Here is a 12,015-nt window from a genome sequence, read left to right as displayed (position 1 = left end):
TTCAGGTGCTCTCCCTGTCCTGCGGTATTGTGCGCCTCCCGCCGATGGCCGCGCATCGCGATGAATGCAAAATTTCGACACAGCGTTCTCTGTTCCCTCGATTTTTCATTTATTTCATATCGTTAGACAGGAACATGCATACCCGCGCGGTGTTGCCCCGGCGAACATCACCATAAAGGAGTTTGCAATGGGTAGCACCGCTGACAAGATCAAAGGCACCGCCAACGAAGCCATCGGCAAGGCCAAGCAGGGCATCGGCGAAGCGACCGGCTCGGATCGCCTTCAGGGCGAAGGCGCAATGCAGGAAGCCAAGGGCCACGCGCAGAAAGCGGTCGGCGATGCGAAGGACGCCGCCAAGGACGCAGTGGACAAGGCTGCCGCGGCGGCCAAGCGCAACCTTTGAACTTTGAACAATTCTCAAACGAAAAGCCGGCCGCAAGGCCGGTTTTTTTGTTGTCCGCCGACCACGAACCCACTTCATTCCGTCTCATAGAGCGCGGCAACAGGCAGCCCGGAGAGGCAGGGCCGCAGCGGCACGCCCTCGATTTCCACGATATCTACGCTACCGAGACTGTTACTGATGAAGCCCGCATCCGCCGCGCGCAAATCCGTCTCCGATAGCGAAACCTGCGTCACGCTCATGCGCGACAATATCTTTCCGCGTGCGATGCCGGGAAGAATACCATCCGAAGCCGGCGGCGTGATCCATTCTCCCGCGATCCGCAAGAACAGATTGCCGACAGTGGCGCACACCACATGCCCCTGCCCGTTCAGCATCAGCGCATCGGCAGCGCCCCGCGCCAGCGCCTCGCGCCGCGCCAGAATGTTATCGCCGTAGTTGAGAGATTTAAGCCGCGACAGCGGGGAATGCTCATTGCGCCGCGTCGTCCGCGCGATCACGACGCGCTGGGGTTCTGAGACTACCGAAGCCGGCGCGCACGTCATCAGCAGGGTCGGTGATGATTGATCGTCCACCCACAACCCGCGCTTCGCGGCCGGGCCGCGCGTCAATGTGATACGCACCGCGCTGCGCGCAAAACCGTTCCGGCGTAACAGACCAATCACCGCCGCCTCGATCGCCCGATCATCGAAAGCCAGATGCAGACCGAGTTCGGACGCCCCGGCGCGCAAACGCGCGAGGTGCTCAGCCAGCCAGACCGGCCGTTCGCCGATTCCGAGCAGCGTCTCGAAAATGCCATCCCCCAGCGTGAAGCCGCGATCGGAAATCGAGAGCCGCGCCTCCGCTCCGTCAAGACATGCGCCGTTGAGCCAGACCTGCGTCACGTCACATGCTCCTCGACCTTCTCGTGCATCGCATCCGTGAGCCGATACAGGCTTTCATCGAACCGGCCGAACGCCACCACGACCAGCGCCTTGATCGACGCCTGCGCCTTCAACAGCATTTCGGCGTATTCCGCCTGCGGCGTGGACGCAGCGACCACACCCCCGCCGACGCCGATGGTGAAGCGCCCCTGCTGCGCGACGATGGTGCGGATGACGATGGAGAGATCCGCCGCGCCATCGTCACCGACCCATCCCAGCGCGCCCGAATAAATCCCGCGCGCACGCTGCTCCAGCCGGTCGATGATCTCCAGCGTCCGCAGTTTTGGCGCGCCCGTCATCGACCCGCCAGGAAATGCCGCCTGCAACAGATCGGCCACGCCGCAATCGGGCCGCAACGTGCCGCGCACCGTGCTGACAAGCTGGTGCACGGTCTCGTAGCTTTCTACGCCGAACAGCTTGCTCACATGCACCGTGCCGGGCGCGCAGCAGCGCGACAGATCGTTGCGCAGCAGATCGACGATCATCGCGTTCTCGGCGCGATCCTTGCGGCTCTGGCGCAGGCTCTCGCGCAATTCATGATCGCGGCGCGGATCGACATCGCGCCGCGCCGTGCCCTTGATAGGCTTGGTCTCGACCTCGCCCCGCGTATTCGCCGACAGAAACCGTTCCGGCGAGGCGCTCAGCACCGCGCCGCCCGGCCAGCGCATGAACGCCGCGAATGGCGCCGGATTGATCGCACGCGTCACGCGATAGACATCGAGCGGATCGAGATCGGCTTCGCATGACAATTCGTTGGTCAGGCAAACCTGATAGCTCTCCCCTTCCCGGATCGCATGCAAGCACTCCTCGACACTGGCGCGATACGCTCGCTCGCCTTTCTCCATGACGACATCGAGCGGTCTTGTGCCATGAGGCACAACTGGCGGAGGCAGCCTGACGTTCGTGATGGCGGATTCCGTTTCATCAAGCCATTGCCGGGCGCGCGTCTCATGCTCCGGCGCGTCGATGGCAACCAGATAACTTTTGCCTTCAACGTGATCGACCGCAATGAACCGATCGGCGCGGATCAACAGACTGTCGGGTGTCCGGGCCTTGCGGCGAACCCGCGATCCGCAATCCTGCTGCAATTCGTAACCGAACCAGCCGACATACCCGCCCGTGAACGGACATGGCGGCGGATTTTGTGGCGACGCCTGCGGCTGTCCTTTCAAATAATCGAAAATGTTGCCGCCATGACGGAAGCGTTCGCCGCCACGTTCCACCGCAACAAATCCATCCGTGCAATCATAGCTGACGATTTCAGCGTTCGGCCCTGACGCATCACCGAGATACGACCAGCGCGACAGGCCGGGCGCAACAAGGCTGCTGTCGAGCCAGAAAGCGTGAGGGGACGCGGCGAACAGCGAGCAGAACACGGCCTCGGTATCGAGCGCGCGCGGCAGTTCGCGCCAGAAAGCCTTGCGCGTTTTCGATAATGGCGGTGCTTCGCGCAGGCGTACCATTTTTGGAGTTGGCGCAGCACCCCGTGACATATCCCGGAAATTTTCGAGCAACCGCCTGCCATGCTCGGTCAAAATCGACTCAGGGTGAAACTGCACACCCCATTTCGGCTTCTCCCGATGCGCGATCGCCATCAAGAGACCGTCCTCGGTCCATGCGATCTCCTTCAGATGCGGCGGCAACGGCCGCTCGATCATGAAGGAATGATAGCGCCCCGCCGCGAAAGGTGACGGCATGCTCGCAAACAGCGGATCGCCGTCGTGACGCACCATCGATGCTTCGCCATGCACCAGCGATGGTGCGTACGCAAGTCTTCCGCCTGCCTCCATCGCAAGCCCCTGAAAGCCGAGGCACACACCGAGCACCGGAACGTTCGCCTTCAGCAACGCATCGCGCGACAGGCCAAAATCAGATGCGCGGTCCGGGCGGCCGGGGCCCGGCGAGATCACGATATTGTCGAACGACTCTTTCGAAATCTCGCCCCACGTCGCGGCATCGTTCTTCACCACCAGCGGCGCGAGCTGATTGATGTCGGCAATCAGGTCGGCGAGGTTGTAAGTGAACGAGTCGTAATTATCGATGATGAGGGTCTTCATCGCCGCCGTGGCAAAGCTGCCGTTAAAATCGCCAATGTGATATCCGCCGCATGCGATCCGCGCCATGACTTCCAATGGCCGGATCAGTTATCTCCGGCAGGCCGGCGCGGCATCATGACCGCCGGAAAGACCACCCAAGATCGCGCCAATTATGCGCCAAATCCGCCAGCTTCCGCAACACGGCAGCAGGCCCGCGCTCATGGGACGCGGCCCATTTCCTGTCATGTCCATAAAGAAAAATGGCGGCCCACGGCCGCCATTTTGAACCGCTTGAGAATATCGGATGCCGCTCAGGCCGCTGCCACGCCGCGCATCTCGCCATTGCCCGGCGGCGGAATCGGCTGCCCCTCGTCGGCATATTCATTGAGCTTGTTGCGCAGCGTGCGGATCGAGATGCCGAGAATATTCGCCGCATGGGTGCGGTTGCCAAGGCAATGCTTGAGCGTCTCGAGAATAAGGTCGCGCTCGACATCGGCCACGGTGCGCCCCACCAGCGCACGCGTCACCTGCTCGGCCGCGAATGTCGCATGGGCAACCACGGGTGCGGTCTTGGCGAGATCGAGCCGATCGCCATCCGGCGACAGAATGGCCTCGGCACCGATCTCGTCACCTTGCGCCATCAGCACCGAACGATGGATGGTGTTCTCCAGCTCGCGCACGTTGCCCTGCCAGCGGTTCGCCGTGAGCACCTGCCTGGCTTCAGCCGACAGCGGACGCACCGGCACGCCGTTGGCGTTGGCATATTTCTGCGCGAAATGCTGCGACAGTTCGAGAATATCCGCCGGACGCTCGCGCAGCGCCGGAATTTTCAGGTTCACGACGTTGAGGCGGAACAGCAGGTCTTCGCGGAACGTGCCCGCCTTCACCGCATCCGCGAGGTTGCGATTCGAGGTGGCGATGATGCGGATATCCACCGGCACCGGCCTGGTGCCGCCGACGCGATCGATCACACGCTCTTGAATCGCGCGCAGCAGCTTCGATTGCAGACGCACGTCCATTTCCGAGATTTCGTCGAGCAGCAGCGTGCCGCCGGTCGCCTCCTCGAACTTGCCGATGCGGCGCGCGATGGCGCCGGTGAACGATCCCTTTTCATGCCCGAACAATTCGGATTCCAGCAGATGCTCGGGAATGGCAGCACAGTTGACCGAGATGAACGGCTTCTTCGCCCGCGCCGAACGGCCGTGGACGTAGCGCGCCAGCACTTCCTTGCCGGTGCCGGATTCGCCGGTGATCATCACCGAGGCATCGGAGCCCGCGATCTGCTGCGCGAGCTTGACCACCTTCACCATCGCATCGTCGCGATAGATCAGGTCGCGCGAGTCGTTGGCGACCGCGGCCAGCACCGCCGCGATCAACTCCGGCTCCGGCGGCAGCGGGATGTATTCCTTGGCACCCGCATGAATCGCGGCAACCGCGGCGCGGGCATCGTTGGTGATGCCGCAGGCGACGATCGGCACATGGATGTGTTCGGCCTCGAGCCGCATCACCAGATCGCGGATGTCGATGGCTACATCCACCAGCAGCAGGTCAGCGCCCTTGCCGCCGCGCACCACCCGCATCGCCAGTTCGATGTCCTCGGCGTGCGTCACGGTCGCACCGTTATCCATCGCGATCTTGGTTGCGGTTGTCAGTTGCCCCTTCAGGGTTCCGACGATGAGAAGCCGCATGATTTGCTCCTGTCAGTATCGCGCCATTTGCGGCGTTCGGTTTGATTTCCCGCGCGGTCTACGCGCGTTCCGCCTTGATGATTTCCGTCATGGTCACGCCGAGCTTGTCTTCCACGAGAACCACTTCGCCGCGCGCCACCAGACGGTTGTTGACGTAAATATCGATCGCCTCGCCGACGCGCCGATCGAGTTCGAGCACCGTCCCCGGACCGAGCTTGAGAAGATCGCTGACATCCATTTTCGAGCGGCCCAGCACCGCCGACACCTGCACCGGCACGTCGAACACCGCTTCCAGATCGGAGGCGATGCGCGCGCTGCGCTCTTCGTCCTCCGAATAGGCCGTCTGATCGAGCGGCGGAGCCTCGGTTTCGTTCAGGTCCGGCAACGGCACCTGCCCCTGTCCATCAGTATCACTCATGAGTCTCTCCCGGCCGGATCTTCGGCCTGATTGCGAGCCGCCATGTAGCGCTCCACCAATTCACCGATCCTGGCATCCGTCGCGGCACGATCGAGCGTGCACCCGCCGTCCGCCCATTCGATCTTGCAGTCCGAAATATCGATGTCCGGCTCCGCCAAAATCACCAGCCGCCCCTCAAACCCGCTGCGGCGCGCCAGATCCTCGATCCGCGCGCGCGCGCGATCGTACAACGCGTCGTTCACCCGGATCGCGATATGAGGCGTCGACGTCAGGTGCCGCAGGCAATCGGCGATCAGCGCCGTCATCTCCGCAAGCGGCTCGGCTGCGACAAGCTCGCTGCACAGCTTGCGCGCCACCGCGACCGACACATCCACGGCCTCGGTCTCCATCCGCCCCTCGACCGTCTTGAAGCTGGAGGCCAGTCCGCGCATGGCGATGGCGATTTCCTCCATCGCCAGCGCCGAACGGCGGTCGCTCTCCACGCTCGCCTCTTTCTGCGCGGCCTGAAATCCATCGCGGAAAGCGCGCGCCTCGGCATCGGCGACCATCTGGGCGATTTCCGCACGCGAGGCCTGCCGCTCGGTATTCGCCGGAGCGGCAAAGTCCATGTCGAACAGGAATTTCGCGGGCGCGCTCATCAGTACACCAATTCGTCGTCGGCACGATTCTTTTGCAGCATGATCTCGCCCTTGGCGGCGAGGTCCTTCGCAAGATTCACCAGAAGCGCCTGGGCCTCATCCACGTCACGCAGCCGCACCGGACCGGCGGCGGCCATGTCGTCTTGCAACATCTTCGCGGCACGGGTCGACATGTTGCCCATGAAGAACTCGCGCACGGCGTCGTTGGCGCCCTTCAGCGCGACGCCGAGCTTGTCCTTGTCGACATGACGCATCAGCGTCTGGGCCGAACCCGCGTCGAGCTTGACGAGGTCGTCGAACGTGAACATCAGCGACTTGATGCGCTCGGCCGCCTCGCGGCTTTCCTCCTCCAGCGCGGTGAGAAAGCGCGTTTCGGTCTGGCGATCGAAATTGTTGAAAATTTCCGCCATCACCTCATGGGCGTCACGGCGGCGGGTCTGCGACAGATTGGACATGAATTCGGTGCGCAGCGTGCTCTCGACACGCTCGATGACTTCCTTCTGCACCGCTTCCATGCGCAGCATCCGGTTGACGACATCGAGCGCCATGTCCTCGGGCAGGATCGCCAGCACGCGCGCAGCATGTTCCGGTTTCAGCTTCGACAGCACCACCGCGACCGTCTGCGGATATTCGTTTTTGAGATAATTGGCGAGAACCTCTTCCTGCACGTTGGAGAGTTTCTCCCACATATTGCGACCCGCGGGGCCGCGGATTTCGTCCATGATGCCGGTGACGCGTTCGGACGGCAGGTATTGCTGCAACAGCCGCTCCGTCGCGTCGAAGTTGCCCATCAGCGCACCTGAAGCGGACATCCGCGAGACGAATTCGAGCAGCAAATCCTCGACGACATTCGCCTCGATGGTGCCAAGCGAGGACATCACGGCGGACAATTCGCGCACTTCGTCATCATCCAGCAGCGACCAGACCTTGCTGCCATATTGCTCGCCCAGCGCCAGCATCATGATCGCCGCGCGCTTGGGACCACTCAACGGCGCCGGCGCGGGCCCCGCACGCCCGTTCTGACGGCTCGCAAGCGTCGCGACGACACTGGCGATATCTTCTGGTTTCTGTTGGGCCGGAACGGATGCCATGTTTTACGCCGGTTGCTCTGTCAGCCATTGACGGATGATGGAAACGGTCTCGTTCGGATTGCGATCGGCCAACTCGCCGACGCGATGGACGGATTGCGCGTGGACCTGTCCCTGCACCTGCGCGACATCGATCATCTGCGCGGTCGCGGCGGTATGAACGGGCCCCGGAACGGCGGCGGGCTGCTCGACTTCGGGGAGCGCCGGCAGAGCGGGTGGCGGGTCTTCGGCCAACACGCGCTTGACGAGCGGCCGGACCACCATGAAGACGACGACAATGGCGAGCAGCGACATCACGCCAAGTTCGATGAAATACATCACGTCGTCCTTGGTGAACTGGAATACGCTCAGCCAGCCGGTCGGCTCGGGCAGCGGCACGGCCGCAGGCGCTTCGGCGAAGCGCAGATTGACGACATCGACCTGATCGCCACGGTTCTTTTCAAAGCCAATCGCCGAGCGCACCAGCGTGGCGATGCGCTCAAGGTCTTCCTTGCTGCGCGGCGCATAGACCATGTCGCCTTTTTCGTTCTTGGAATAGGTGCCATCCACCAGCACGGCGACCGACACGCGCTGCACGCGACCTGCTTCGGTCACTTCCGTCTTGGTGGTGCGGGAAATTTCGTAATTGTTGATTTCCTCGCTCTTCTTGCTCTGGTCCTTGCCCGCGTTGGCTGCATTCTGCTGCTGGTTGCCGGGCATTTCGTTGTTGACGGTGACCTGACCGTTCTGCCCGTTCGACGTCGCGGACGATTCCTCACGTGTCTGGCTCGAGCGCAGCACACGCCCTTCCGGGTCGAACTTGTCGGACGTCTCGGTGACCTTGTTGTAATCGAAATCCGCCGAGAGCTGGACGCGCGCGCGGCCGGCGCCAACCACCGATGTGACGATGCTTTCGATCTGCTTGCGCAGCCGGTTCTCATAGGCGATGCGCCGCTCGTCCGCGCCGACATCCCCCATGCCGTTGGCGTCACCCGACCCGTCCGCGAGCAACTGGCCATTCTCGTCGACGATCGAGACGCGCTGCGGCTTCAGGCCATTGACGGACGATGCGACAAGATGGCGGATGGCGCGAACCTGCTGCGGCTCAAGCGCCCCGCGGACACGAACCACAATCGCCGCCGAGGGCTCCGGTTTCTCGCGCGAGAACAGCGGCCGGTCCGGCAGCACCAGATGCACTCGCACCGCCTGGATACGGTCGATGGACTTGATGGTGCGGGCAAGCTCACCCTCGAGCGCGCGCAGGTGATTGACGTTCTGGACGAAACTGGTCGAACCCAGCGTATCGGACTTGTCGAAGATCTCGTAGCCGACGCCACCACCCTTCGGCAGGCCGCCTTCGGCGAGCTTCATCCGCAGGCGGGTGACCTTGTCCTTCGGCACCATGATGATGGCGCCGTCATTCTTCAACTCGTAGGGAATGGCCTGCCGGTCGAGCTCCTTCATGACGCCGGAGGCGTCGTCGTAGCTCAGATCGGTATAAAGGGTGACCATCTGTGGGGCCGTCACCCGCAGGATGACGAACCCGAAAAAGCCCAGCAGGGCCATGGTCACGGCCAACATCGCCGCGAGCCGCCCTGCACCCATACCGCGAAGGAATGAAACCAGCCCTGGCAAAGACCACCCCAAAGATTCGGCCAAATGGGCCGACTGGGCAGAATTTGCCTAGGGATGGTTTCTAGATGGTTAACGCGGGTTAACAGCCTGGCATAAATTGAGACATCCTCAAGCTCCGCTTCATGTAATGAAGCGGATTTTCGGAAAATCCCGGCTGCGGGCTGCTAGCGTTATTGGCGGTATTGCTGGATTCGGGTGGTGCGCAGCCCGGCCAAACCGTGCTGGTCGATCGAAAACTGCCAGGACAGGAATTCGTCCACCGTCAGCGTATAGCGGCTGCATGCTTCTTCCAGAGAAAGAAGGCCGCCACGGACGGCTGCGACAACTTCGGCCTTGCGGCGGATAACCCACCGTTTGGTACCAGGAGCCGGAAGATCAGCAATCGTCAGCGGGCTACCATCGGGCCCGATGACATACTTCACCCTCGGGCGGTGGGGTTCTGTCATGGCGTACTCACAAACTCAAACTGCACTCGTGGGAACAAGGTACCCCGAGCCGCTTAAAATTTGCCTAAGCCTAAGCGTCGAATGCAGTTCTCCTGAACTCCGCCCCTTCAACGACAAACCCCGCCTCCTGAAAGGCGGGGCAGGAATTCTTAAATAATCGACTAACGGTACTTAGGTGCCGCTGTTGCCCGTGCCGTTTCCAGTGTCGGACGTGCTGCTGCGGACCACCCGCTTGATCTGGTCGATCGTATAATTGTTGCCACCCATCGAGAGCAGCGCCGGGCTCGCCGTCATGTCCACGGAATCCACCACGCCCTGCACCTCGGTCGTCACCGTGACGTCCTTGCCGCTGTTGTCCTTGCCGGTCACCGTCAGCTTGTAGTTGCCGGCCGCCCATTGGGTGCCATCATTGCCCTTGCCGTCCCAGACAAAACTGGCGGGACCGGCTTTCAGCGAATAGCTGCCGGTATAGGCCGTCTCCCCGTTCGGGGCGGCAATCGTGACGACTGCGTTGCAGTCGGCGGCCGCATTGAAATTCCATGTCGCCGAGCCGTTGAAGGCAGCGGTCGAGCCATCGACCGAGATGGTCTGGCCGACGAAGCTCAATGCCTGCGTCGATTGCGCCGTTTTCTGTAGCGCCACCAGTGAGCTCAACTGATCGTTGGCCTTCAACTGCTGCTCGACCTGCGCGAACTGCACGAGCTGCGCGGTGAACTGGTTGGTATCGAGCGGATCGAGCGGATTCTGGTTCTGCAACTGCGTGGTCAGCAGCGTCAGGAACGTCTGGAAATTATCCGCGATCCCCGTGGAGCCCGTGCTCGAACTGCTGCTGCTCGACGACGAACCGGTGTTCGTCGTCGATGCGGGGGCCGATGTGACCGGTGTTGCCGTTGTCGCGTCAACAGACATGGCTAGTCCTCAAATGCTGATGTCGATGCCGGAGCTTGAACCGGACGACCGGCCGTAGCTCGCGCCCGCCACCTGCGGCGTGGTTGAAACCTCTTCGGAGACGATCAGGCGGTGCGACTGGCGCCCCTGCCCGCTATCGCCCTGACCTCCCTGCGGCGATTGATCGCGCAGGCTGAACTGCAATCCGCCGTCACCGGTCTTGAGACCGGCATCCTCCAACGCGCGCTGCAACTGCGGCGCATCCCTGCGCAGCATGTCGAGTGTCGCGGGCTGATCCACCGTGAGGTGCGAGGTCACCCGGCCATGCTTGTCCACGTCCAGTCGTACATCGATGCGGCCAAGTTCGGCCGGATCGAGACGGATCTGGAAGCTGGTATTGCCCGCTGCCGCGCGCGTCGCGATATCGACCGCGAGCCCGTTCACCGGCACGGGAACGCTGGCTGCCTGCGCGGAGGCCGTCGGCCCCGCCGCCGTCACCGTGAATTGCTGCTGGGTTTGAGTCTGTTGCGTGGCGGGCGCTTGCATGTCGAGAGCCGCCTGGAAGCTGACATCCGGCTTGGCGATTGGAGCATCGGAGCTATGGCGGTCATGCGAGGGAGCGGCAGGCACCGCGCCCCCCTTGTCGGCTTTCGCCGAAGCGGCATCGCTCTTGCCCTGATCCGCATTCGTGTCATTGGCGGAAGAAGCGGCAGGCTTGTCGCCGGAAGGCTTGGTGTCCGCTCCGGGTTTCGTATCGGCCTGATCGGTAGCGTCCGTTTTGACCGCAGCCTTCGCGGGCTTGCCGTTCGCGATGCCCGCGACGGCTTCGGTCTTGGCCACTCCGGTGGTGACCGCGGGTGCGGCTGTGGCTTGCTGCAGCACGACAATGCCGGTGGACAGCGCGGTCGCATTCGCGCCATCGCCTGTCTTCGCCAAAGAAGCGCCATCGGCCGACGCCTGCGTCTGGCCCGTTTTCGATTTGTCGAAAGACGGGTGTCCGGCTGACGGATCGACCATCGGCTTGGCCACGGTGCCGGTTGCCTCAGCCTCTGCACCGGCGTCTTTGCCAGAAGTCGCATTGGCCGCAACCGTTGCCGAAACGCCCGGAGCGGGTGTCGCCGTCTCCGTAGTCGCATCGGATTTGCCGTCAGACTTGACCGTTTCGGTCTGCGTCACTGCCGCAGGAGCTGCCACCACGACCGCGCCCGGACTGGCCGCATCGCCAGCCGTTTGCGGGGATTGGGTCAGATCGGCCGGCGTGCCGTCAGCCGCATCATCCTTCGTTTTGGTTTTCGATTTGCCTTCGGACAGTCCGGTCTTCACCGCACCGGCATTTGCGGGCGCTTTTTTGGTCTTTTGATCGACGACACCGGTGCGCGGCGCAGCCTGCTGCGCGTCCTCGGCGGGCTTGGCATCATCTCTGTCATCGCGTCTGGCCGGACGATCATTGCTGTTGTCGGCCCGGCGAGCCGTCCCGTCCTGCACGGAAGGGAGAGGAACATCGCGATTGGCCGCCGCCGCATTGCTATCGACCAGGGAACCGAAATCATCCGCGGACACGCCCTGATCCTGCCTGGGCGGGCTACGGTGACTGTAAACCTGGGAATTGACGGCCGGATCGTGCGCGACGTTCAACACGGGACTGGTTCTCGCAAAGGTACCTGTAGCTTTCTCAGCAAGGACCGGGCCAGCCTTGATTTCTTGATATATTCAATAAAAACAATACTTTATATTTCCAGACAATCCTTCATCAGGCTCTTTTCTGTCTGCTTTTTCTGCCTTCCGGCAAGTTTTGCCGGACAAAACCGTTCTAATTGCCACCCATCCTCCCCAACTATAATAAAGTACCCAGACAGGGCGCGGCCTTTCGCGCCTT

The 12,015-nt window shown here is 62.4% G+C and carries 11 protein-coding genes; 1 reads left to right on the top strand and 10 read right to left on the bottom strand.

The genetic code is table 11. The annotated features are described in order from the left end of the window. The first annotated feature begins 187 nt into the window (after positions 1–187). Complete coding sequence (locus tag AFIC_RS04735; RefSeq protein WP_275248002.1) at positions 188–403, top strand: CsbD family protein; 216 nt, start codon at positions 188–190, stop codon at positions 401–403. Positions 404–477: 74 nt separating this feature from the next. On the opposite strand, the gene AFIC_RS04730 is transcribed toward AFIC_RS04735, so the two are convergent. The 10 genes from AFIC_RS04730 to AFIC_RS04685 form a co-directional block, all read right to left on the bottom strand. Further along, positions 478–1,284: an aminotransferase class IV gene (locus tag AFIC_RS04730; protein ID WP_275248001.1), complete on the bottom strand. Its 807-nt coding sequence runs from the start codon at positions 1,282–1,284 to the stop codon at positions 478–480. Further along, a complete protein-coding gene (gene pabB / locus AFIC_RS04725; protein ID WP_275248644.1) occupies positions 1,281–3,380 on the bottom strand; it encodes an aminodeoxychorismate synthase component I in 2,100 nt (699 codons plus the stop codon). The genes AFIC_RS04730 and pabB overlap by 4 nt, the downstream gene beginning before the upstream one ends. Positions 3,381–3,670: 290 nt before the next feature. Continuing rightward, positions 3,671–5,047, bottom strand: a complete 1,377-nt coding sequence (flbD, locus tag AFIC_RS04720) for a sigma-54-dependent transcriptional regulator FlbD (RefSeq protein WP_275248000.1) — start codon at positions 5,045–5,047, stop codon at positions 3,671–3,673. 58 nt (positions 5,048–5,105) lie between these two features. Further along, a complete protein-coding gene (fliN, locus tag AFIC_RS04715) occupies positions 5,106–5,465 on the bottom strand; it encodes a flagellar motor switch protein FliN (protein WP_275247999.1) in 360 nt (119 codons plus the stop codon). Further along, on the bottom strand, positions 5,462–6,103 hold the full coding sequence (locus tag AFIC_RS04710; RefSeq protein WP_275247998.1) for a FliH/SctL family protein: 642 nt from the start codon (positions 6,101–6,103) through the stop codon (positions 5,462–5,464). Before AFIC_RS04710 ends, fliN begins: the two co-directional genes overlap by 4 nt. Then, on the bottom strand, positions 6,103–7,194 hold the full coding sequence (gene fliG, locus AFIC_RS04705; protein WP_275247997.1) for a flagellar motor switch protein FliG: 1,092 nt from the start codon (positions 7,192–7,194) through the stop codon (positions 6,103–6,105). The genes AFIC_RS04710 and fliG overlap by 1 nt, the downstream gene beginning before the upstream one ends. Positions 7,195–7,197: 3 nt before the next feature. Continuing rightward, positions 7,198–8,751, bottom strand: a complete 1,554-nt coding sequence (gene fliF, locus AFIC_RS04700) for a flagellar basal-body MS-ring/collar protein FliF (protein ID WP_275247996.1) — start codon at positions 8,749–8,751, stop codon at positions 7,198–7,200. Positions 8,752–8,975: 224 nt separating this feature from the next. Further along, positions 8,976–9,251: a CtrA inhibitor SciP gene (sciP, locus tag AFIC_RS04695; protein ID WP_002714638.1), complete on the bottom strand. Its 276-nt coding sequence runs from the start codon at positions 9,249–9,251 to the stop codon at positions 8,976–8,978. A gap of 171 nt (positions 9,252–9,422) precedes the next feature. Next, positions 9,423–10,160 (bottom strand): flagellar hook assembly protein FlgD, encoded by a 738-nt coding sequence (locus AFIC_RS04690; RefSeq protein ID WP_275247995.1) that lies wholly within the window; start codon positions 10,158–10,160, stop codon positions 9,423–9,425. Between the two features lie 9 nt (positions 10,161–10,169). Continuing rightward, positions 10,170–11,777 (bottom strand): flagellar hook-length control protein FliK, encoded by a 1,608-nt coding sequence (locus AFIC_RS04685; RefSeq protein WP_420833366.1) that lies wholly within the window; start codon positions 11,775–11,777, stop codon positions 10,170–10,172. Between the last annotated feature and the right edge of the window lie 238 nt (positions 11,778–12,015).

Source organism: [Pseudomonas] carboxydohydrogena (assembly GCF_029030725.1).
Lineage (GTDB): Bacteria > Pseudomonadota > Alphaproteobacteria > Rhizobiales > Xanthobacteraceae > Afipia > Afipia carboxydohydrogena.
Note: the sequence above shows the minus strand (reverse complement) of the source record. Positions and strands in the feature narration are given on the sequence as shown.